This window comes from Crateriforma spongiae (genome assembly GCF_012290005.1).
GTDB lineage: Bacteria > Planctomycetota > Planctomycetia > Pirellulales > Pirellulaceae > Crateriforma > Crateriforma spongiae.
This window is the reverse complement of record NZ_JAAXMS010000013.1, coordinates 1-24,952: the sequence shown is the minus strand read 5'-3', so window position 1 is coordinate 24,952 and position 24,952 is coordinate 1. Positions and strand designations below refer to the sequence as shown.

Here is a 24,952-nt window from a genome sequence, read left to right as displayed (position 1 = left end):
GTGCGCACTTCCATGGTCTCAAAGTCAGGCGACGGACAGCGTGAAAACGGAACAACCGGTCGGATAAACTGGTTTCCGATCGAAACGGGTACCTGCCGCGTCGAGATTGCCGAAGCGAACGTCGTACCAATAGTCAGCCCGACACTGTGTTTTTGGGTGCTTCTCGCCGACTGACCGCCGCCGAAGGTTCCATCGGTCACCAGATTTGGCCAACCGGATTCGGTCGGCTCCCGCCCACGATCAGGTGCCGCCCCACAGACGCCCCTCCTTTGCTGCCCGCCATGAAGAAACTTCGTCCCACCGTCATCTCGGCCCTAGCGATGATGCTGATTGGCATCATGCAGTTCGCTGGCCACTCCGCGAACGCCGCCGAAGATCGACCGCCGAACGTCGTGGTCATTTTCATCGACGACATGGGGTTCGCGGACCCGAGTTGTTTTGGCAACCCGGCAATGAAAACGCCCAACATCGACCGGTTGGCCGCCGAAGGAATCCGGCTGACCAATTTCTATGTCAATTCGCCCATCTGTTCCGCGTCCAGAGTCGCGTTGACGACGGGACGCTATCAACAGCGGTATCGCATTCATTCGTTTCTTGCGACTCGACAATCCAATCGCAAGCGTAAGATGCCCGACTGGCTGGATCCGGATGCTCCGACGCTGGCCAAGCTGTTGCGAGAAGCGGGATATCGCACCGCGCATTTCGGCAAATGGCATATGGGCGGAGGACGTGACGTCGGCGACGCGCCACTGCCTCAGGCGTATGGCTTTGACGAATCACTGGTTTCCTTCGAAGGCTTGGGCGACCGCATCCTTTGGCAGAAGACGGGCAACCAGAAACTCAGTTGGACACACGGTCGTGGCAAAATCTTGGATTTGCCCAAGCATCGGACAACCGAGACTTATGTGGATCATGCGATCGATTTTTTGAAAGCCAATCAACAGCGTCCGTTCTATCTGCGCGTCTTTCCGAATGATGTTCACGACACACATATGCCATCGGAACGACAGGCGAAAAAGTGGCAAGGAACTTCGGACAATCCGCCCGACGAGGCGTTCTTTGCCGTCCTGGACGAAATGGATCACCAGATCGGTCGTCTTCTGGACACGTTGGATACGCTCAAGCTGTCACAGAATACGCTGGTCCTGCTGACCAGCGATAACGGCCCGACTGATTGGCCGCGATATTACAAGGCCGGCCACCAACCGCCTGGATTCACCGGACCGTTTTTTGGTCGTAAATGGAGCCTGTACGAAGGCGGCATCCGGATGCCCTTCATCGCACGATTGCCGGGCAGAATTCCGGCCGACCGTTTGAACGATTCAACGATCATGGCCGCGATCGATGTCTTGCCGACCGTCGCCTCGATTTGTGGTGCAACCGATCAGATCACGCAAACCGATGGCGTCGATCTCTCCGGTGCACTTCTCGGCCAGGATGTTCAGCGAGACCAACCCGTCTTCTGGGAATACGGCATTCACGGCAGCATCCAACCCGGCAAGGCGGAACACCAAAGCCCACCACTTGCCATGCGAGATGGTCAGTGGAAGTTACTGTGCAATCCCGACAGTTCCCGTGTGCAATTGTTTGACTTGACGGCAGACCCTGGTGAGACGAACAACCTGGCTGATGAACAACCGGCGATCGTCCGCGCGATGAAGCGACAACTGTTGGGTTGGTGGCAGAAAATGAATGCCCACTATGTTCAACAGCCGATGGCCGAATCAACGCGTGCTGCGGTTGAAAAACCGCAGAATTCTCGCTCCGTACCGCATCAGTCGACGTCGCAAGATCGATCCTCGTCATCCCCGAACATCGTTCACATCATCGCCGATGATCTTGGCTGGAACGATGTGGGATTTCACGGCAGCGAAATCAAAACACCTGCGATCGATCAGTTGGCCGAACAATCCGTGGTCTTGGACCGTTTTTATGTCACGCCCATTTGTTCGCCCACGCGGGCCGGTGTCATGACCGGCCGCTACCCGTTTCGTTTTGGAATCTGGGATGGCGTTTGCAACCCAAAATCGCGGCACGGTTTACCTCCCCAAGAAGTCACCACGGCGGAAGTCTTGTCAAATGCCGGTTATCCACACCGGGCGATGTTCGGCAAGTGGCATCTGGGATTGGCGTCCGATCTGTTTCATCCGCTGAAGCATGGATTCAATCATTTTTATGGTCACTACAACGGCGCGATCGACTACTTTAGCCACAAGCGGCACGGACAACTGGATTGGCATCGCGGCAATGAAGCATCAACGGATCAGGGCTATTCGACGGACTTGATCGGCCACGAAGCATCAAACTACATCCGTGACCACGCCGCGGGCGATCCTTTCTATATGGTGGTCGCGTTCAACGCACCGCATTCCCCGATTCAAGCCAAGCGTAAAGTGCTGGAACAATATGGTTTCGATCAAAAAGCTGATCTGGCACCGAACACGGACCGTCGGCTGGCGAAGCGGGAAAAGGCACCGAACTATGGCAAGGTCGGACGCGGCAATACGGTTCGCCAAACGTTCGCAGCCATGGTGACGTCGATGGACCAAAACATTCGCCAAATCTTGGATGAGATCGACAAACAGGGAATCGCTGAGAACACGATCGTCGTTTTTCACAGTGACAACGGCGGCACGCCGACCCACGGCGGCGACAACTCACCGCTTCGCGGCAACAAGTTTGACACGTGGGAAGGCGGCGTGCGGGTGGTTGCCATGATCCGCTGGCCACAGCAACTGCCCGCCGGTCAACGGTTCACGTCCGTGGCCAGCTACGTGGACCTGTTGCCCACCATTGCAGCGGCCGCCGGGACAACAGCGCCCGCGGGATGCGACGGCGAAAACCTGTTGCCGTACCTAAATGGCAGCCAAACACCGCCGGAACGATCGGTCATCTTGGGTGCCAATGCGGTCGTGTCCGACCATTGGAAACGGGTGGACGATCAGTATTTCCGCATCGCAGATGACCCGACCGAATCCGAACCGGCCAAAGACGTCCCCGCCGATGTTGTTCGCCGGCTAAGCGATGCACTGTCTTCATTCGGAACAATCAAAGGCCCGGCTCTTGAAACGCAGCTTGCCAAGCCCGAGTTGTGGCCACCAGTGGACTGGAAACTGCCATCGGAACCGGATCGTTCGCGTTGATCGGCAGACGTTGCCCAAATCACCGTCGTGGTCCACCGCGCGGTTCCCAGTCATCCTATGATTCAAACGGGCTGGTCAAGGAACCGGTATTTGACATTCGGATCAAACGATCGATCAGAACTGGAACAAGTCCGTGCGGCGATCGGAAAACACCGGAATGCGTGATCGCACATCATCGATCAGATCCGTGTCGATCACCGTCGTCACCAGCTCTTCTTGATCGCCGGCTTGAATCTGTATCTCGCCCCAGGGATCAATGACACATGAGTGGCCCCCGAAAACCGTGGGACCGATTTGCCCGACGCAATTGCATGCGATCACAAACATTTGGTTTTCAATTGCTCGGGCACGCAACAGCGTTTTCCAGTGCTCCACTCGCACCTTCGGCCACTGTGCGGGGATCAACACCATGATCGCACCGTTGGTCGCGTAGGAAGCAAACAACTCGGGGAACCGCAGGTCATAGCAGATCGCCATCCCCGCCTTTCCCCATGGGCTGTCGATCAAAACCGGTCGGTCACCTGATTTTAGGTACTGGTCTTCATGCATCAGGCGAAACAGATGCAGCTTGTTGTATTGCCCCAACGTTCGTCCGCCGGGTGCAGTCCAAACACTGGTGTTGGCATATTGATTCGAGGCGTCTTTCGATAGACATGACCCGACGATGTGAATCGAATGCTCCTCGGCCAATTGCTGGACTTCGGCAAAGACACCGTGCCCCACGGCATCGGCAAGTTCGCCGGCACGTTTCAGCACATAGCCGGTCGACCAAAGTTCCGGCAGCACCAGCACATCGGCGCCCGCGTCGGCGGCATTCCGCACCATCTGTCGCGCTTTAACAATGTTGGCTTCGAGATCACCGGGAACGATGTCCATTTGTCCCAAACTGACGGTCAACTTCATCAAGAATCCTTCGCCGGTCCGATCACCGAAGTGACTTCGTGAAACAAAGTCCAACCAACGTGATCAAGATCAGGTGCTTAAAAGGGGCTGAACGCGTGACGCCGAGTGATCAGGTCGTTTTATGGACGGACATTGGGGACTTCGGTGACCGGTTTTTCACCGCGAATCACACGGGCCGCTTCGCCGACCAAACGCAGATAGTGATCACTGGGCAAGCCTTCATAGGTTAGGAAAGGCACGTGATCATCGACAGGCGGGTCGTTGGTGCATTTGAAAATGGCGGTCCCTTCGTCCACCTCGTCAAACATTGCGACGTACAACATGTTTGCACCGGCCTGTTTTGCCGCCACGACTTGCGACCAAAGAAACTTGCCCTTTTGACGCGGGATCGCGCCCAATTCCGCTTGGCCTTCCTTCAAATTGTGCCAGCTGAATCCAGGGAAGATGACCGGCAGGTAATCCTGGCCCAGCTCGTCGCAACGTCGCTGATCGGCGGCCCAAAAATCATCGGCGTGGCGACGCACCTGATCAAGGTCTCGGTATCGACCGGGCGTCCAAGGGCTGATGACATCGGCCATCTGCAAGATTTCTTGGACCATTGGATCATCAACGCAATCGCGTGTCTGCTGTCGCCATCCCGTGGGAACGCCCAGCATGACACTGCATCCGGCCGCTTTGATTTGGGCAACCATGTCGCGACAGCCTTGCAATGTGTAGCCACCATCCCGGTGTCGGTCTTTGAATCCCACGCCCCAGATGGCCACCAAAGGCTTTCCGCGGTGGTGCAGATAAGCGGGGCTTTGGACCAAGGCGAAGGCCGAGTCCAAACGGTCCCAATCATCAGCAATCATTCCGAGTTGTCCTTCGCGCAGGCCGGACAGGTCATACATCACGACAAAGGCACGGCCATGGTTTTCCGCCGCCTGTCGGCAGTGATTCAGGATTCTGTCTCGGTTGGAACGACTGGCATCGGATCGCAGCGACGTTGCAAACCGCTGAACAAACGCGCCGTCGATACCATAGTCCTTCATCCAGCGGAAATGCCGGTCGACGGTCGCTTGATTCGCACTGCTGAAAACCTTGGCGATGCTGCCATCGGCATTGCGAAATCCGGTTTCGAACAACTCCCCATCGTCAAATTCCGACACGTCCGGCCACAAGTCGATCGTCACGCTTTCCGGTCCGAACATCCGGCGACTGGATCGCCCCCAGTGTCGCCATCCCAATTCCGATCCGTCGCCGGGACAGTTGAACCAGCCCTGGTAGCCACACATCACCTTGCCGTCCAACGTCGTGCAATCAACCGAACCAGGACCGGGTGAATCCGCGTGCGAAACGGCGGATAAACCAACGAACAAACACAGCCAAACGGTGAGGGGTATGCGATTGCGCTGATTGAAATGGTTAAGTCGTTGCATGGTTGATCAAGGCGGGGCGGGACCGCGTCGTCTGCGACAGCTTGGGAGGAACAAGCGACGACGAAACGCGATTGATGCGGCGGGGCAGGGGATCCAACAGGCGGGATGCCGACACATCATGGCAGCGATCCACCGGCCCGTCAAAACGGCGCCCAGACATCGCATCATCCACTGCCATCCGTCATGTCGGTGGCCACGGGACAAGTGACACCAAACAAAAACAGAAAGCCGAGTTAGCCACTAAGACGTGGCAATATGATATTTTCCGACACTTGTTCCGCGTTGACCATATTGGAGATCACGGCACTAAGTTTTGGATTCCGCAGCGCCCAAAGGTACGCCTTCTGTGGGATCGACCAATCGCCACCAATGGCCGCGTCCAACCGCTTGCGGCCTTCCCTATTTCCGTTGGCCGATTTGGGGCTGCGATACACCGGTCGCGCGACCTTCATCGCGATCACCCCGACACCGGCATCGTGGGCCGCATCGATGGCTTGGTTCATGAACGATTCATTGACAACGTTGTAGGCAACCATGGCAACCGAATAGATCCCGGACTTTGTTGCAGCGTCCAAAACGCCGGCGGGATCATTGTGGGACGACACGCCCAAGAAGCGAACCTTTCCGTCGACTTTCAATTCGTTGAATGCATCAAAGATTTCGGGATACCTTGTCAATTCAACAGGACTGCTTGCGCCGTGCGGGCACATCAGCACGTCCAAATGATCGGTCCCCAAGCGTTGCAGACTGCCTTCGACCGAATCGATGATGATCTGACGATAGTTTTTGTCACGATCGATTCGGTCCCCATAGGTCGCTTCCATCACGTCCGACAGTGCAGCCGCATTCAATTCGCGAGTCTGACCGCCAAAGTAACCGCCCAGATAATCCGGTTCAGCCGCACCACGTTGTGCAATCAAGTCATCCGCCGCGCCACGCAATCGCGACTGTTCGTCGCCGGACAAACCGTTGTAGATCTTTTCAAAACGCTCGTTTCGGTTCAGATCCCAAACGCTGACTTTTGATGTCAAAAAGAACTGATCCCGTGGCCGCTGCTTGATCACTTTGGCAAACCCCAGTTCACTTGCGCCTTTGCCGTAGGCGGGCGAAGTGTCCAGGTAATTCAACCCCATGTCCATCGCTTCGAACACATGGCGGTAATTGTCCGGCGTGATTTCGTTGCCCCCCATCACGATCTCGGAAACCATCATCCCGGTTCGCCCCAGCATCCGGTAACGCATCGCTTCATTACGATTTCGCCACTGGACCTGAGAAGCCGCAGTCGTGGCATTTTGCGATGAAAGATCGTCGCCCGATGCCGACTGGCCACTTTCCGCCAATCCGGCGGCCACAGCGGTACCGATGGAACCTTTCAAGAAACGACGACGGGAATTTGGCGACGCCATGCAAACACTCCGCGGGAATCCGTGACCGGACGAAACAAGAATACGTCCAGTCTAACCGGGAACCCCCACGCCCGGCTTGGGCGAACGAGCATTTCCCACGCACAATGCCGAACAAGACAAGCGTGATTTGGTGCGCAAGCCTGGCACGCGGAGTTGATGCGGAGCGTCAACCGACTATTGCTTCAAAGTGTCGTAGACCGCGTCAAAGGCGGGTTTGGGCTGAAGATCGCGGTCGAATAGCAACGGGTGATTCACGCGTCGCCAGGGAAACGTGTTCAGCCAGCTTTCACCATCGTGCAGATTCCAAAACGAAACCCTGGCGATGATGTCACTGTATTCATCGAACAGTTCAAACAACTGGACGTATTGGCGGGTCTGTTGGTCGCGAATGTCATCCGACATCCCGTCGGGATAGGGATCATAGGCGGACAATTCATCGCGATACTTTCCATCCTCGGACCACCAGCGGCCACGTTTGACAACGTCGATGTCCAGCTCCGATACAACGACCTGTAGCCCCAACCGGCGAAGCTCCTGGAAAGTCTCGCGCAATTGATCGATAGATTCGTCACCAATTTCAAAGTGGCCTTGCATGCCATACGCGTCGACCGGCGCGCCGGCAGCTTTTAACTTCGTCAAGAACTCGATCAGTTTCTTTCGCTTGTCTGGTTTATGGCCGTTGTAGTCGTTGTAGATCAATAAAGCATCCGGATCATTTGCGCGAGCCACTTGGAAGGCTTTCACGATGAAGTCGATTCCGGTGGTACGCGAATAGACCGAATCACGCAGCAGACCTTCGTCACCATCGCCGATCGCTTCATTGACGACATCCCACATCGTGACCGCGTCGGCATATCGCTGCACCACCGTTTCGATGTGGGTTTCAATTCGCTGCATCAGTTTGTCTCGGCCGACGTCGCTTTCAACGTCTTTCATCATCCAAGTGTCAGTGCGATCATCCTTGGCCCAAACCAGACAATGGCCAACGACCTCCAAACCATGCTTCCTGGCGAAGTCCACAAACTTATCCGTTGCGGCAAAGTCCCATTCGTCTTCGGCCGGATGAATGCCCTGAGGTTTCATGCAGTTTTCTGGCGTCAGAATTTGAAAGTGTTTCTGGATCAGTTCGGCGCTGGCAGGGTCATCGATCACGCGATGGCTGACGCCCACGCCGATCTTATAGCGGTCGCCGACCGCGGCTTTCAGCGATCGCTCGTCGCCATCGCTTTGATCTGACACTGCGGAAATCGTTTCTGCATCGACGTCGGATTCGTCGCGTTGAACCGTGACCGCCATCACGATCGGGGCGGTGGAATCTTCACCCTTGACCAGCTCGATCGTATTGATCTTTGCGGAACGGCTCGGCACGACCTTTAGATAGCGAATCTGTTGATCGCCCAACGCAAACGCGAACTCGCTTTTGGGCACATCCACGCGGCGGATGTAGTCTGCAAAGTGCAAGCCGTTGATCAATTCATGATCTTCCGATGATCCATCGGCGTAGTGCAGGCGAACGATCATCGATACCGATTGTTCTTGTTCAAACGGATAGCTCCATCCACCTACACCGCTTAACAGATGGATCGCCGAGGCGGACGTTCCGCAAGGCAGCGACACCGACGCCGGCATGCGTGGCGGCAAGGTTCCGCGCGGCCCTCGCAACAGGATCAGATTCTTTTGGCTTTGCCCCATCGGATCGGTCAGAACGAAAGGCACCCCATTGAATGTCTTGGGATCCCAATTGTCGAACACCATTCGGTCCGGGCCACGATCGCTTTGTGAAAACAGTCCACGTGTGCTGATCGCCGTCGCAGCATCGTCCAAAGGAATCGGAACAAACGGCCCCTGGTCGGTCAAAAACTGCAAGAGATCAGCCAATTCGTCTTCGCTGATTTGTTTTTCGAATCCTTCGGGCATCACGCTTTTTCGCGACGCAATCAGTTCTTCGATATCTTCCCGCGCCAACCGAATCTCTTTCGCTTGAGCGTCGATGATGGTGATCGACGTTCGGGATTCACCCGCCAGCATTCCACTGAACACCTGGCCGTCGACGGTCAGCACGTTGTACAAGCGGTAGTTGCCTTCCACGTTGCGCGATGGATCAATGATATGCGTCAACAATTCGGACTTCGGATGCGCGGCCATGCCGGTCAGATTGGGGCCGACCTTTTGTCCAAGATCACCGTATTGATGACAGACGCTGCAGACTTTCTTGAACACCTCTTTGCCCGCTTTCACATTGCCGGTCCGATTGGTGACATGCATCAGCGACTGAAGTACCTTTTCGCGGTCCGCATCGGGAAGCCCGCCGCCCAAGGCGAGCTTGGCTTCGGCACGCCGGCGGATGCGACGATCGGGAAAGGACCGCAACTGTTGCTTTTGTTCCAACGTCAATTCGTTGATGTCAAACTGGTCGGCCTCAGCGGCATCCAGCAGTGCAAGAGTCCAACTGGGCTTGCCGATCATGACACCGATCGCGGCCGATTTGACTTGCGGCGTCAACGTGGACAGTGCGTCGATGATCAGCTCCGCTGCTTCTTCGGAACGACTGCGGGAGACGGCGTTTAAGAAACCGGCCGCCAATGCCGGATCGGTCTGCGGCGTGATTTCTTGGACAATGCTGTCGACGACATCGGGGTCATCGGACCGAAAAGCGATCCAGTCCTGTGCCGCACGAATCCGCTTCTGCGGATCGACGTCTGGGTCGGACACCGTGTCCCGTAATCCGGCCAAGATCGATTCGGCTTCATCGTCCAGCGTGTCCAAACCTGCTGCCGCCGCCAATCGCAACAGTTGGACCTTGCCCGCTGATCGGGACGCACGAAACGCATCGCGAAGAGTGATCCCAAGCGTATCGGTTGCCGAAACATGATGGTCCTTGGGCCAACCCGCCAACAATCCGTCGACCATCGCGCCGGCAATGTTCGGTTCTGCGCCGGACAGCGCTTCCAACAATCGCTGCAGCGTGGCACTGTCGGGTCGACCGCGAGCGACATGTTCCGTCACTCGTTGCGTGATCGGCGACACCACCGCCATGCTTTCGCGACCGAAGCGTGTCTTGGCAATTTGCCGAAGAAATGAGGGGGCGTGTGTGGCCGCTGCGGACGTCAATGCGTCCAGCATGATCGGATCGGTTTGACCGCGACACAGTTCAGCCACCAAACGGCCGGCGGGCTTCATCGCCGGCATGTCCGACAACGTCAACACGGCCTGCAGTCGAACTTGGGCATCCACGTCGTCGAACACTTCGCGATTCCGAAGCAACAATCGGCCGCCGGATTCCGACTTTGGCAACACTGCCAATGCGTTTCGTCGCACGCCAGACGAAGGATGACGAACTGCGTTTTCCAACACATCGATGAATTTCGAATCAGTGGTCTCCGTCTGCGGTCCCGAGGTTTGCAGCATTGCGCCGAGCGTGTGCAACGCATGAATGGCAGCGACGTTCAGCCCGATCGCGTCGACTTCTCGGTTCGACACCAGGTCCATCAGACCGGTCACCACTTCGACGTCCTGGCCGAGGTCTCGTTCGACCAGCAATCGCTGAGCATGCAAACGCCAACGCATTGACGGATGCGAAAGGCTGTCAACCAATTCCTGGTTCGAACTTTGGGAAAGGTCGTCGAACGTGTGCAAACGCTGGTCGTCATCGGGGACAACACGATAGATCCGGCCGTGCGTTTTGTCGCGAAGATCGCTTTCGTAGGCACGACCTTGCCCCGTTTCAAAACCGTTGGGCGTCGGATTATGTTGCACGATGTAGTTGTACCAATCGATCACCCAAACCGCGCCGTCGGGACCCACTTCCGCCATGATCGGAGCCGACCATTCGTCATCGCTTGCCAACAGATTCACGGGGCTGGTCGATTGAAAATTTGCGCCGTCGGGACTTAGCACGAATGTCCCGACGAGATGCCCGGTGGGCCCACAAACGAATGCCGTGCGGTTCCACCATTGACGCGGAAACGCACGAGCGGTGTACAAGGCATGCCCGGCCCCGGCGGTGTACCCACCGTGATGATCGACTTGGCGAACGTTGTCGGTGATCGGATCAAATTCGTGCGTGTCGGCGATCGAATGCAATGTCGATGGCGACCACCCACGTACACGTTCGTAATAGCGGTTGGCAATTGGCATGAACATGCTGGGGTTGTGATTCGCGGTCGATCCAAAGATCAAACCGTCTTCGCCAATCCCCAGCCCCCAAGTGTTGTTATCACTGGATCGCACAAATTCCAAATCCGTCACCACCGGTGGGTCACTCTGTGACAACTTGAATCGCCAGAAACCCTGACGAAACGACTGTGATTGCTTGCCGTCATAGGTCGGCGTGCTGTTGTTGTATCCCTGCATGGCCCAGATCCAGTTGTCCAAGCCGTAACGAAAGTTGCTGACGCCGCCGTGCGTATCGCCCAGTGCCCAGCCTTCGATCAACGTCGTCCGTTGATCGGCCACGTCGTCGCCATCGGTGTCCTTCAAATAGATCGTCTCGGTTCCGTTTTGAACGACGGCACCACCCCGCACGATGACGATCGAGGTGGGAATGCTAAGCCCGTCGGCAAACACGGTGAAACGATCGGCGACATGGTCACCATCGGTGTCTTCACAAATGCGAATCCGGTCACGTCCCTGCCCCAGTTCATTGGGATAGTCGACCGTTTCGCAAACCCACAATCGCCCACGCTCGTCCCAGGTCATGGCGATCGGTTTGGATTGAAAATCACGCTCATCGGCATAGCGTTCCACCGACAGGCCGACCGGCGTGACGAAACGCTTGATCGACTCCTCCGGGTCCAGCGGCATCTGCATCAGGGTTTTGGGATCCCCTTGCGTGCCCCATTGCCGACTGGGTGTGTAGTTCGGAATTTTGGGACCGACGTCGACGTACTGGAAACCAACCGCATCGTCATCAACCGTGGTCATCGCCGGCACGTCAAAGGTTTCGACATCACGAAAATCCGGGACGACCGCCGGATCTTGTCCACAAGCCCAGCGAATGCCGCGTTCGACCAGATTGTGAAAACCTGGCTGGGTGAACGTTCGTCCGTCGTGTCCCCAGGCGGTGTAAAACACGCGCCCGCGCCTGTGCGTGCGGACCCATGTCCAGGGTTCGCGATCGTTGCCCTCGGCCTGCTCGTCCCCGACGCGATACTCCAAGACGGTTCGATTCGCCGTATTGTGGCGGTGGTGAACGTAGGTTTCATCCCAGCTGGAAAAGCCTTCGAATCCCTTCATCACCGGATGCTCCGGTGCAACGCCCTGCGTTGAAACGATTCCGGTCCCGTGCCGCAAAAACTGTCCGCCCATCAGGGCAACGATTTCGGGGTTGTTACGCCAACAGTAACTGGCACAGTGCAAAGGAACGAAACCTTTGCCGCCGGCGACGAAATCCAGCAGTGCAGCGGCCTGTTCGTCTTCGATACGGTCGATGTTCGCGTACAAAACCACACCGTCGAACGCTTTCAACGTCGACGGATTCAGATCGGCCATACGCTGGGTGTAGCGTAGTTCAATGCCACGACGTTCCAGCACCGGCGCCAATTCTTGAAAGCGTCGTGCAGGCTGGTGATGTCCGGAATCACCGATGAATAACAACGTCAAGTCGGAGGCACTGACCGGCGTGAACGTCGAAACCGCGGACGGCAACCACGCAAGGATCATCAACGCCCACAGCCTGCGGGGCATCGTCACAAACGAACAAGGGCTCATCAACGTTCTCAAATTCGAAACCGACGTGAAATTCAAAAAAACGACCACCGACCGCGCAGCGAGGAAACCGCAAAACGCGTCTGCGAGACCACCGCCGATGGACCGCGATTACCCCAACGTGAATTTTGGCAATTGGACCACTTGTCCGCCTTGCAGCGCCGACTGGTGTGCGCAAATGCCGACACACGTCCAGTTGGCACTGGTCACCGCGTTGGGCCGTGGGTCACGGTCCTCCAGCAGCGACGAAACAAACTCGTGGACCAAATGCGGATGTGATCCGCCGTGTCCGCCGCCCTGGATGAACGACAGGTGTTCGGCGTCATGGATCTGCGCCGGCAACGTGAACCGACGAATCTGTTCGGGCAAACGGTCCGCAAAGTCGGGCACCTCCACCTTTTCAGGGATTTCCGGTTCCGGTTTCTTCGCGGTATGAATGACGTGGGGTTCATTTTCCACCAACGTCCATTCGAAGCTCTTTTTCGTGCCATACACGTCAAAGCTTTCGCGATATTGGCGGGCCACGTCGTACAGAAAACGCCAGATGTGCGCCGTCAGGTCACTGTCTTTGATTTTGATGTGACAAGTTTCGACGGCAAACGAATTGCCCGACTTTTGCGCGATGTCATCGCGGACGGTTCCCGAACCGAAACAACTGACGTATTCCGCCAAACCGTCGACCAACCCCAAGCATGGGCTGACGACGTGCGTCGCGTAATGCATGGGGATCATCTTTTCCCAGTAACTAGGCCAACCGTCCATGTCCTGGGGATGTGATGCGGCCAAGTGCTGGATCTTTCCCAATTCGCCTTTGCGGTACAGATCTTGAATGAACAGAAATTCGCGGCTGTAGACCACCGTTTCGGCCATCATGTATTTCAAGCCGGTGTCGCGCACCTTTTGCACGATCTGTTCGCACTCTTCGATCGTTGTCGCCATCGGCACCGTGCACATCACGTGCTTACCGGCATCCAAGGCCTTAAGCGACATCCATGCGTGATCGGGAATGGGGCTGTTGATATGAACAAAGTCGATCTCGGGGTCGGCCAAAACATCGTCATAGTCGGTGTACCGCCGGTCGATGCCGAACTGATCACCGGCCTGATTCAACTGGGTGGCATCACGTCGACAGATGGCGGCGACTTCGGCATTCGGATGCGCCTGATAAATCGGAATGAACTCGGCTCCGAAACCGAGCCCCACCATCGCAACTTTCACTGACTTTCCCACCACACGGGCTCCCCAATATCAGAACACTTCGAACAGAACCTTAGCCACCGTATTGTGCGCCAATCGGCCCCCTTGACCATGACGTTTTGCGCACCAATCTTGAGATATTTCACCGGTCCGGAACTTCTGCCTGAACGCGAACATCAACGTAATAGGCCTTGTTGATCCTTTTTCCGAGAACGAGCACCCGTCGATTTCTGAGTTTTTATGCCGCGTCGCAGCGTCGCACTACTGATCGAGACATCCAACTCCTATTCCCGCGGGGTATTGGAAGGCATCGTCGACTACGTGCGGAAACACGAACGATGGTCGATCTATTTGCCGGAACAGGAACGGGGCGGCAAACCGCCGCCGTGGCTGTCCCGATGGAAAGGCGATGGGATCATTGCAAGGATTGAAAACGACGCCATCGCGGACGCGCTGCGTCGTAAGAAAATCCCGGTGGTTGACGTCAGTGCCGCGCGACAATTGCCAAACATTCCGTGGGTGGAAACGGATGACACGGCGATCGCCGCGATGGGAATCCGGCATCTGGCCGACCGTGGTTTTCGCCATTTGGCGTTTTGTGGCGACCCCGGATTCAATTGGTCCAATTGGCGGCGGGAACAATTCAATCGCTTGGCAACCGAACACGACATCATCGCACACACGTACGACACGTTGTCGCGAACCGATACCAAGTACTCGTGGAATCGCGAGAAACGTGGTCTGGCCGCTTGGCTGAAAAAGCTGCCGCGCCCGGTGGGCATCTTGGCCTGCTACGACATTCAAGCTCAGAAAGTCTTGGAAGTCTGTCGCGAGATCGGTATTGCGGTTCCAGAACAGGCTGCGGTCTTGGGCGTGGACAACGATCTGTTGTTGTGTGAATTGGCCGATCCGCCACTGTCAAGCATCATCTGCAACACACGCCGAACCGGTTATGAAGCCGCCGCGATGCTGGACCAGATGATGACGGGCGCGAATTTCGGATCAAAGCGTGTTTTGATCCCACCGCTTGGAATCCAGACGCGACAATCGACCGACGTTCTTGCCATCGATGATCCCGACATCGCAGCGGCACTTCGGTACATCCGCGAAAACGCTTTGGACGGGATCAATGTTGCCGATGTGGTTCGACACGTCCCGCTTTCCCGCCGAGTGCTGGAAAGCCGATTCCAAAAAATGTTGGGTCGCACACCTCACGAAGAAATCACGCGTCTGAAAATCGATCGTATCAAAGAATTGTTGACCGACACGGATTTGTCGTTGACTCAGATCGCGGTGCGAACAGGTTTCGAACACGACGAATACATGTGCGTGTTCTTTCGAAAAGCGGTGGGCGTCCCGCCCGGGAAATATCGCCAGCAACGGCGTTGAATCCATTTGCCGATCGCCCAACCGCCGAGGCGCGCATGTGGACGTTTGTGACGCGTCGATCGATCCGATGGCAAGCCGGGACGACGACGGTTAGACTGACGACCAGCCCAAATGTCGACTGTTGACAATCTGGCTTCCCGCCTCTCCCGCCAACTTCAGGATTGCGTTCGCATGAAACGAAACGCCTTGAACATCGTCTACGCCACGATCACCTGTCTTCTCGTTTCGCTGGCGATGACCAACTCCGCCCTCGCGATCAACCGAGTTGAATACCAAGAAGGTGCCATTGCAGGTCGGCAGTGGGAGGTCTTGGACATTGCGTTTGCAGCGGCAACCGACCCACAGCAAGCCGGCGAAATCGAGATCGCTGCCGACTTCACCGGCCCGGACGGAACCGCGTTTTCGGTCGACGGCTTCGACGACGGCGACGGCCGATTCGTTATCCGGTTCACACCGAACAAGCCCGGATCGTGGACGTTCAGCGTCCGATCGTCGGTCGCCGCTCTGGACGGCAAGCAAGGCAGCCTGTCGGTCCAAGCGGCCGGACAGGATCGAAAGGGCGGCGTCGTGATCGCGAAAGAATCGCCGACGCGGTTCGAATATGAAAATGGTGAACGCTATTACCCGATCGCGTTTGAATGTGATTGGCTGTTCGCGCTCGATGCGGAAAACCCGGATGACATTCCGCAAACACGGCGATTCGTCGACACGCTGGCGGAAAACGGTTTCAACCAAGTCGTCATGAACGTCTTTGCCTACGACGTCAACTGGCCGAAAGATGATCGGCTGGACAAAGCGTTTGATTACGGCAGCCCCAACGTCTATCCCTTCGGTGGCCACAACGAAAATCCCGACCATTCGCGTTTGAATATCGAATACTTTCAGCGTCTGGATCGTGTTATCGATTACTTGGACCAAAAGGGAATCGTTGCTCACCTGATGATTTACGTTTGGAACAAGAACGTGAACTGGCCGGAGGCTGATTCACAGGCGGACAACCGCTACTTCGATTATGTCGTGCGACGATACCAAGCGTTTCCCAACATGGTGTGGGACATTTCCAAAGAAGCGTTGGGCTATGGGCACAACGACGTTCATTACATCAGCCATCGGATCGACCGTTTACGAAAGGCCGACGCTTACAGTCGCTTGGTGACCGTCCATGACTATGGGTATTGTCGCCGTTTCCCCGAAAAGGTTGACTTCGTCAGCGTCCAGCTTTGGCTGTCCGAACTGTACAGCGTGATGCGTGATGTCGTTAAGAACATTCCCGGCAAACCGATCTTGAATATCGAACACGGTGGGTACGAACGGGGCCCCTACGTGGTCTTTACCGGCAATTACACGTCACCAGAAGTCTGCTTGGAACGTGCCTATCAATGCATTTTCGCTGGTACGTTTCCGACCCATTACTGGCAAGGCGCGGCGTGGAATGTGATCATTCCCGACATCGACCAACTGCCGGCCGATGAACAGCCTCGTTTGGATTACTATCGGCACATGCGGTCGTTTGTGGATCGATATCGCGTGGACGAATTGGTGGCGGGCGATCGCAAAGCAAACGCAGGGTTCTGCTTGCACGACAACGCCGACACGTTGATCTATTACATTCCGAAAGAATGTGATTTCATCGGCATCCGTCTGCCTTCGGAACGTCGCGGCGAATCCATGACTGCGACTTGGTTCGATCCATACACCGGCGAGTATTCCAAACCGGAAAACCACAAAATCACCCAGTGGCCCTCTCTGAAGGTCCCAGCGGGTGACGGGTTTCGAATCTTGGTGTTGAACTTGGACGCACCGTAGTGATTCGGGACGTTTGCAAGTTGCATTGTTTCGCGTGGCAGCGTCGCTGTCCGCGTGATCAACACGTCGTGTGGCCTGGGGAACACGGCGACAACGTGGAATCTATACTGGGCGTTTGACAGACCGTTTGGTCTGCTGGGCCATGGGTCCGGCCGGCACGCTTGCTGGTGCCACCGGTCGTCCGTCGGTTAGTCGACGCCTGGCCCGTGCTTCGATTCCCTTCCCAGTATCCCCACCTGCAATGCACCTTCATTCTGCCCGATCGGGCCAACCCTATCGCCAAACCGCGGCGTTTCGCACCAGTGTTCTCTGCGTCGCTGCGTTGGCGTTGGTGACGATGCCCCGCGTGTCCGCATCGACTGCGTCCGACGAAGACGGCGCGAAGCGTCCCAATTTCCTGTTCATCATCGTGGACGATCAGTCGCCGTTTGACCTAAAGGTGTACAACCCAGAATCCACGCTTCAAACGCCCAACATTGATCGCTTGGTATCCGAAGGGATGACATTCGATACCGCCTATCACATGGGATCGTGGAGCGGCGCGGTGTGCACGCCGTCGCGACACATGGTGATGTCGGGACGAACCGTTTGGCACCTGCCTCAGAAAGCCAAGCGAGGCCGAAAGCCGCTGACAACCGCCCCCAAGGACTTGGCCGATCACACGATGGCGGCGGTCTTCAACGACGCGGGCTATGACACGATGCGTACCTGCAAACGCGGCAACAGCTATGAAGCAGCCAATGCCAAGTTCACCGTTCGTCACGATGCCAACAAACGTGGCGGCACTGACGAAACGGGCAGTCGCTGGCACGGCGACCGTGTGATGGATTACTTGACCGAACGAGACCAGCAGGCCGACACCGATCCATTTCTGATCTACTTCGGGTTTTCCCACCCGCACGACACCCGCGACGGCGTTCCAGACCTGTTGGAAAAATACGGTGCGACCAACCACACCGACAAGAACCGGTTGCCCTCAGCCAACCCCAAGCAGCCCGAACTGCCGGCGAACTACTTGCCCGGCCACCCGTTCGACAATTCGCATATGAATGTGCGTGACGAAGTTTCCGTCAGCGGTGTTTGGAAGAATCGTGACGAGCGCACGATTCGAAACGAACTGGGGCGTGAATACGCGTGCAGTGAAAACATTGACCGACAAATCGGTCGCGTCCTGGACCAGTTGGAAACCATGGGCGAACTGGACAACACGTACGTCTTCTACACATCCGATCACGGAATCGCGATTGGGCGTCACGGTCTGCAAGGCAAACAGAATTTGTACGAACACACCTGGCGTGTTCCCATGATCGTGCGTGGCCCGGGCATCGAAGCCGGCTCACGCGTGACGGGCAATGTGTACCTGATGGATGTCCTGGCCACCCTTTGTGACTTGGCCAAAATCGACGCGCCGCCGACCAATGAAGGCAACAGCTTTGGTCCGATCCTGCGTGGCGAGTCATCAGAAGTTCGCGACGTCTTGTTCGGCGTCTATTGCGGAGGAACCAAGCCAGGCATGCGGTGTGTGCGTCGCGGTGATTGGAAGCTGATCAAGTACGAGTCGATCGATTCGGGTGCTCGCGAAACCCAGCTTTTCAATCTGGCCGAAAATCCACATGAATTTCTGCAAGAGCATCATGCATCCGACGTAGTGGCGTTGACGGGCCAGCAACCCGGCAAGAACCAGATCAACTTGGCTGATTCGGCCGAGTACGCCGACCAATTGGCAACAATGGAAGCATTGTTGCTGTCGGAAATGAAACGTCACGATGACCCGTTCCGATTTTGGGATCAGCCCAAATCATCTGCGGCAAAGTGACTTCGTCGCAGGTGTGTTTTGTTGGCCACGCCGGCCGACAAAACCGTTTCTAATAACGCCTGTTTGAACGTTATTCAGATCCTGATGCACAATGACTTCGCACTTTGGATTGGCGAAGTGCATCCGGATTGTGATTTCCAGTGTCCTTCAACCCGATTAATTTCACGATGCGATTATCGTTTCGCTTGACTTGCCTGCTATCCATCATCTGGGCCGCCTCTTGGCTTTCTTCCGGCGTGTCCAATGGCGAATCACCCTGGACCTTGCGCTACGATGAACCCGCCAAATCTTGGAATGATGCGTTGCCGGTCGGCAATGGCAGCATGGGTGGGATGGTTTTCGGTGGCGTCACGCATGATCGTGTCCAGTTCAATCATGACACGCTGTGGGCGGGTCGCCCGCGATCGTATGCGCACGCGGACGCCGTGCAGTATTTGTCGGAAATCCGACAATTGCTGTTCGATGGAAAACAGGCTGAAGCCGAAAAGCTGGCATCGGCCCATTTCATGTCACAACCGTTGCGGCAAGCCCCCTACCAACCATTCGGGGATCTGGAACTTCATTTCGCCGACCATACCGCGGTTGAAAACTACGAACGGACTTTGGACTTGGATGCCGCGGTCGCACAGACCACGTATGAAGCCGACGGTGTACGTTTCACTCGAACCGTATTCGCCAGTCATCCGGATGGTGTGATCGTGGTACATCTGGCGGCCGATCAACCGGGTGCGATCAGCTGTTCCGCCCAACTGTCGACACCGCATCAAAGCGATGCCAAAGTCGCGAGACTGGATGATCACACGTTGCGCATGACAGGCAAGGTGGACGAGGTCGATTACAAGCAAGTGGTCTTCGAAGGTGCCGTCCGATTCGAAGCCCAACTTCGCGTGGCCATCAATGGCGGGACCGTCGACGTATCGGACACTGAGATTCAGGTTCAGTCCGCCGACGAAGTCACCTTTTGTCTAGCCGCCGCAACGACTTATCAGGACTATCAATCGTTGACCGCAGATCCGAACGCGATCTGTCACGACAGACTGAATGCGATTGCCGACAAGCCGTATGCGTCCTTATTGGTCGATCACCAGCGGGACCATCGCAAGCTGTTCCGTCGTGTCGATTTGGACCTGGGTGGCGGCCAGTCGCGTTCAATGACCACCGATAAGCGTTTGGAAGCGTATCAAGATGAACCTGACGCGGATTTCATCGGACTGTTGTTTCAGTATGGACGTTATCTGTTGATCGCTTCGTCGCGTGATGGTGGCCAACCGGCGAACCTTCAAGGCTTGTGGAACGAAAGCAAGACGCCGGCCTGGGAATCGAAATACACCATCAACATCAACACCGAGATGAACTATTGGCTGGCAGAACTGACGGGTCTATCCGAATGCCATGATCCGCTGTTCCACATGCTGGACGATTTGACAGAAACCGGTCGCGAAGTGGCCCGCGAACACTATGGGGCCAACGGTTGGGTCACCCATCACAACACCGATGCGTGGCGAGGCGCGGCACCGATCAATGCGTCCAACCATGGCATTTGGCCGACCGGCGGCGCATGGCTCAGCACACACCTTTGGGATCGATACCAGTTCACCATGGACAAAGATTTCCTGCGCGAACGTGCATACCCGATCATGAAAGGATCGTCGCAGTTTTTTCTGGACACTCTGGTTCCCGATCCCGTATTTGACAAAGACTGGTTGATCAGTGGCCCTAGCAATTCTCCCGAACGAGGTGGCTTGGTCATGGCGCCGACGATGGACCATCAAATCATCCGCCATCTGTTGAATGCCACCGCGGAAGCAGCAGACATTCTGAATGTCGATGCCGACTTTGCCGATCAACTTCGATCCACCAGTCAGCGCATTGCTCCCAACCAAGTCGGCGTGGAGGGTCAGTTGAAAGAATGGCTGTACACCGAAGACCCACGCACCACGCATCGGCACGTGTCCCATTTATGGGGACTGCATCCGGGATCACAAATCACTCCTGAAACCCCCGAGCTTTTTGCAGCATGTAAGAAAACCCTTGAGTTTCGCGGCGACGCCGGCACGGGCTGGTCGCGTGCCTGGAAGGTCAACTTCTGGGCGCGTTTGCGAGACGGGGATCACATGAACACAATCTTGCACGGTTTTTGCAAGAAAGGCGGCGGCGGTTTTTACAACAACCTTTTTGATTCTCACCCGCCGTTCCAAATCGATGGTAATTTTGGCCTGACCTCGGGGGTCGCCGAGGCGCTGGTCCAGTCACACCGTCGCAATGCCGACGGCGACTATATCATCGACCTGTTGCCCGCGCTGCCCAGTGCATGGCCCGACGGTTCGGTGTCCGGCTTGCGGGCCCGCGGCGGATTCGAAGTATCGATTCGCTGGAAAGATGGGCAGTTGAAAGAAGCGTCGATTCGGTCACTTCACGGCGGTCCGCTGGTGATACAGACGCCCGATGGTTTGAAAAAAATGGAATCAGAAACGACACCGAGCGAAGTCTACGTCGTACGCTAGTCACCGCGAACGAGGCCATTCCCAACGGTGTTACGCAAACCGGAAGATTCAGCATTCGGATTGCCGGACGAATCTGGTTTCCGGACGAAGGAGTGGACCATCGATCGAGCCCCCACAATCATTCCCGCCGCAGGTACAACGTGATGCGATTCATTGCCGGACTTTGTTGTCTATCGATCATGGCTGGCATCGGCGGCAACGCGATGGCGGCGACCACGGACCGTCCGAATGTTTTGATCATCTATTTCGACGACATGGGCTGGGGGGACATGGGTGCAAACCAGCCCACCGATCATCCGATCCCTGCGGATTCCAAGTATTTGGATCCCTCTATCCCCACGTTGACGCCGAATCTGGATCAATTCGCCAAACAATCGATGCGGTTCACCAACGGGCATTCCGCCGATGGCGTGTGCACACCGTCCCGGTATGCCCTGATGACGGGGCGATACTGTTGGCGAACACGACTGAAGAAGGGGGTCAACGGTGGTTACACGCCCACATTGATGGAACCGGATCGCTTGACGATCGGAAAGATGTTCCAAAGTCGCGGCTATTCAACCGCGATGGTGGGCAAGTGGCACATCGGCATGCAGTTCCATGATTCCGCCAATCGACCTGTGAAGGGCAACTTGGGGAACCGATCGGATGTGTTGGAGAAGAACCTGATCGACTTTTCCAAACCGGTCACCGACACACCGATCCACAATGCGGGATTCGATGTCTTTTTCGGAACACCAGCATCGTTGGACATGCCGCCCTATGTTTGGCTGCAATCCGACGGCGACGTGGTCCGAGTGATGTCCCAAGGTGGCGTCGTTCGTGACGGCGAAGTGGACTTTTCCAAAGCACGTCCGGCCACCAATGACGACCTTGTGGAACGACAGAATTTCCGCAAATCCGTGGGCATTTCGACGAGGGCCGGTGTGCATGACCCGACTTTTGATCTGCGAGATTACCTGCAAGTGCAGGCCCAAAAAGTGAGCAACCTGATTCACCGGTTCGACGACGAATCTGAGCCTTTTTTCATTTACGTCCCCATGCCTGCGCCTCACACGCCGCATGCGGTGCAGGATCAATTTGTCGGTTCGGCGGGATGGACTTATGGCGACTATGTGGTCCAAACGGACCATTACACCGGAGTGATCTTGGATGCGTTGGGCGACCCGTCGGACGACAACAGCGTTGCCGCGAACACGGTTGTGTTCATTTCCAGCGACAATGGCCCAGAAAATGGCGCCTATCACACCAGTCTGGAAGTCGACCACGACGCCAATGGCCCGTACGCCGGCCGGAAACGTGACAACTATGAAGGCGGCACCCGAGTCCCGTTTCTGGTCCGTTGGCCCGGTGTGGTGCAGCCGGGATCGGTGACCGATCACCTGTGTTGGCAAGGTGATTTCATGGCGACCATGGCGGATCACTTGGATATCCCGTTGGGCCCCGACGATGCCCCGGATGCGGAAAGCTTTTTGCCGGTGTTGAAGGGCCAATCGATGCCCACGCAACGGCGTCCTGCGATCATCCAGCACTCCAGTCGTGGACAGTTTGCGATCGTCGATCAATCCGGTGACTGGAAACTGCTGGACGGGACCGGGGGCGGCGGAAACGGCACCACCTGTGATGCCGACAACCAGGAAACGTTGCGGGCGGGCAAGATTCGCGAAACGCCGCGACAACTGTTTCATTTGTCGGTCGATCCAGGCGAACGAAAAAATCTGCTTGACGATCCCGATCAAGCGGCCACCGACAAGGAATCCGAGTTGTACGAATTGCTGAATCAAATTCGTGGCGATCAAGAATTCGGAGCCGATGGTAATAGCCAAGTCCCACGTCCGAATTGATTCACCGATCGGCTGTCAAGATTGGCCTTGATCGTCCGTCGCCGTCTCCAGTGATGCATATGCAAAGTAAAATTTTTCGTCGGTTGTTTCGCTGGCTGGTGGTCCAGATTTTGGTCCCAGTCAGTCTCGTATCATTCGCGATGGGTCAAAGTCCAAACAACAAGGCTGAACGACCGAATGTTTTGTTCATCGTGGCCGACGACTTGAATTGCATGATCAGGCCGTATGGTGACAAGACTGCGGTCACACCGAATCTGACGTCCTTGGCCGATCGCGGAATCGTTTTCCAAAACGCCTATTGCCAACAGGCTGTTTGTAATCCGTCCCGGTCGTCGTTCCTGACCGGGTTGCGGCCGGATACCGTTGGCGTGGACGACTTGCGCAAAGGATTTCGTGACACAGCACCTGGCGGCGAATCACTGGTCACGTTGCCGCAGCATTTCAAGAATCATGGGTACTTTTGCCAAGACATTGGAAAGATCTTCCACAACATGGGCGACACGCAAGATCGCCGATCTTGGTCGATCGATGAAGTGCTTCACACGGGGACGCACGCGGCCGACACCGTGTACACCAACACGGCACCTGTCCTACGCAAAGAACGTTACCGCAAAGCACCGGTCACCGAGTCGTTAACCGTTCCGGATCTCGCCTATCGCGACGGGCAGATCGCGAACTTGGCCGCGGCGATGCTGCGTGAGTATCCGCAAAATGGCCAGCCGTTTTTCCTGGCGGTTGGGTTTTGGCGTCCGCATTTGCCCTTCGTGGCCCCCAAAAAGTATTGGGATCTTTATGATCCGCAAGCGATCCCGTTGCCCCAGCCTTTGTCTGCGCCGGCGGAGGCGCCCGACATCGCGATGCATGATTCCCGCGAAGTCCGAGGCTATGACGGCCCGGCGTCACAGGATCCGTTCACTCCAGATTCCCTGCGCCAACTTCGTCACGGCTATTACGCGTCGATTAGTTTTCTGGACGCTCAGATCGGCGAGATCCTGCGCGGCTTACGTGACGGCGGTCACCTGAACAACACCATCGTCGTCTTCACGTCCGACCACGGATTTCATGTGGGCGAAAAATCGCTGATCGGAAAGACCAGCAACTTTGAACTGGATGCTCGAGTTCCGTTGATCATTGCGGACCCGAGGCAGCCCGACGCGCACGGCCGATCGACCCGATCGCTGACCGAATTGGTCGATCTTTATCCCACGCTGGCATCCTTGGCCGGCATCCACGGTGACTTGTCGGACACCCTGCAAGGCGTCGACGTTTCCGCCGTCATCGAATCACCTGATCGGAGTGTCAAAGACGCAGCCTTCACTCAGCATCAGCATCCGTTCTACGGCGCACCATCGAATTGGCGGGCGTGGGGACGTTCGGTCCGTACGGCGGACTGGCGTTATACCGAATGGCGTTCCATTGACGACGGATCCCTTGTTCACCGTGAACTTTATGATCACGCCGGCGACCCGACCGAATCGGTAAATGTCGTTGCCCGCCATCGCGTTGTCGCAGACGAGCACGCCAAGCGTTTGCAAAAGCACTTTGGGCTTTCGTCGTCACCATCACGGCCGGACGGCGGGCATCACGATTGAATCCCCTACGAACGTCTTCACAGCAGTTGCCCCACCTGCTGTGAAGACGCGTTTGTGGAGAATGGATCACCAGTCGCGTTATCGAAACTAACGCGGTCTTAGATTTCCGTCAGGATTTCCGAATACGGAAGACGCGACTTTGGCAAATCGGCGTTGTAGTCTTTCTCGGCGTCGTGATACCCCAGCGTCACGACCACCAAGCTTGTGAATCCTTTCTCGCGCAGTCCC

The 24,952-nt window shown here is 56.4% G+C and carries 12 protein-coding genes and 1 pseudogene; 7 read left to right on the top strand and 6 right to left on the bottom strand.

Translation table 11 applies throughout. The annotated features are described in order from the left end of the window. Nucleotides 1-281: 281 nt before the first annotated feature. Nucleotides 282-3,143 carry a sulfatase-like hydrolase/transferase gene (locus HFP54_RS24310; RefSeq protein ID WP_168567167.1) on the top strand — a complete coding sequence of 954 codons (2,862 nt, stop codon included), beginning with the start codon at nucleotides 282-284 and terminating at the stop codon, nucleotides 3,141-3,143. A gap of 114 nt (nucleotides 3,144-3,257) precedes the next feature. On the opposite strand, the gene HFP54_RS24305 is transcribed toward HFP54_RS24310, so the two are convergent. The 5 genes from HFP54_RS24305 to HFP54_RS24285 all read right to left on the bottom strand — a co-directional run bounded on the left by HFP54_RS24305 (nucleotide 3,258) and on the right by HFP54_RS24285 (nucleotide 13,782). Further along, nucleotides 3,258-4,046 (bottom strand): carbon-nitrogen family hydrolase, encoded by a 789-nt coding sequence (locus HFP54_RS24305; RefSeq protein ID WP_146414795.1) that lies wholly within the window; start codon nucleotides 4,044-4,046, stop codon nucleotides 3,258-3,260. 119 nt (nucleotides 4,047-4,165) lie between these two features. After that, nucleotides 4,166-5,464 (bottom strand): glycoside hydrolase family 99 protein, encoded by a 1,299-nt coding sequence (locus HFP54_RS24300; protein ID WP_168567166.1) that lies wholly within the window; start codon nucleotides 5,462-5,464, stop codon nucleotides 4,166-4,168. 233 nt (nucleotides 5,465-5,697) lie between these two features. Then, on the bottom strand, nucleotides 5,698-6,870 hold the full coding sequence (locus HFP54_RS24295) for an aldo/keto reductase (RefSeq protein ID WP_168567165.1): 1,173 nt from the start codon (nucleotides 6,868-6,870) through the stop codon (nucleotides 5,698-5,700). A gap of 174 nt (nucleotides 6,871-7,044) precedes the next feature. Further along, nucleotides 7,045-12,555 (bottom strand): PVC-type heme-binding CxxCH protein, encoded by a 5,511-nt coding sequence (locus HFP54_RS24290; protein ID WP_452094356.1) that lies wholly within the window; start codon nucleotides 12,553-12,555, stop codon nucleotides 7,045-7,047. 132 nt (nucleotides 12,556-12,687) lie between these two features. Next, on the bottom strand, nucleotides 12,688-13,782 hold the full coding sequence (locus tag HFP54_RS24285; protein ID WP_146416116.1) for a Gfo/Idh/MocA family protein: 1,095 nt from the start codon (nucleotides 13,780-13,782) through the stop codon (nucleotides 12,688-12,690). Between the two features lie 231 nt (nucleotides 13,783-14,013). On the opposite strand from HFP54_RS24285, the gene HFP54_RS24280 reads away from it, so the two are divergent. From HFP54_RS24280 to HFP54_RS24255, 6 genes are all read left to right on the top strand, one after another. Further along, nucleotides 14,014-15,162 carry an AraC family transcriptional regulator gene (locus tag HFP54_RS24280; RefSeq protein WP_146414798.1) on the top strand — a complete coding sequence of 383 codons (1,149 nt, stop codon included), beginning with the start codon at nucleotides 14,014-14,016 and terminating at the stop codon, nucleotides 15,160-15,162. 171 nt (nucleotides 15,163-15,333) lie between these two features. Then, nucleotides 15,334-16,968: a DUF5060 domain-containing protein gene (locus HFP54_RS24275; protein WP_235952333.1), complete on the top strand. Its 1,635-nt coding sequence runs from the start codon at nucleotides 15,334-15,336 to the stop codon at nucleotides 16,966-16,968. Nucleotides 16,969-17,305: 337 nt separating this feature from the next. Continuing rightward, a complete protein-coding gene (locus HFP54_RS24270; protein WP_390658270.1) occupies nucleotides 17,306-18,784 on the top strand; it encodes a sulfatase family protein in 1,479 nt (492 codons plus the stop codon). A 167-nt stretch (nucleotides 18,785-18,951) separates the two neighbouring features. Next, entirely contained in the window at nucleotides 18,952-21,288 is a 2,337-nt protein-coding gene (locus HFP54_RS24265) for a glycoside hydrolase family 95 protein (protein WP_168567163.1), read from the top strand. A 143-nt stretch (nucleotides 21,289-21,431) separates the two neighbouring features. Next, nucleotides 21,432-23,132, top strand: a complete 1,701-nt coding sequence (locus HFP54_RS24260; protein WP_168567162.1) for a sulfatase family protein — start codon at nucleotides 21,432-21,434, stop codon at nucleotides 23,130-23,132. Nucleotides 23,133-23,185: 53 nt separating this feature from the next. After that, nucleotides 23,186-24,724 carry a sulfatase gene (locus HFP54_RS24255; protein ID WP_168567161.1) on the top strand — a complete coding sequence of 513 codons (1,539 nt, stop codon included), beginning with the start codon at nucleotides 23,186-23,188 and terminating at the stop codon, nucleotides 24,722-24,724. A gap of 98 nt (nucleotides 24,725-24,822) precedes the next feature. Here HFP54_RS24255 and HFP54_RS26490 read toward each other — a convergent pair. Then, nucleotides 24,823-24,952: pseudogene (locus HFP54_RS26490) on the bottom strand (NAD(P)H nitroreductase); the annotation flags it as partial.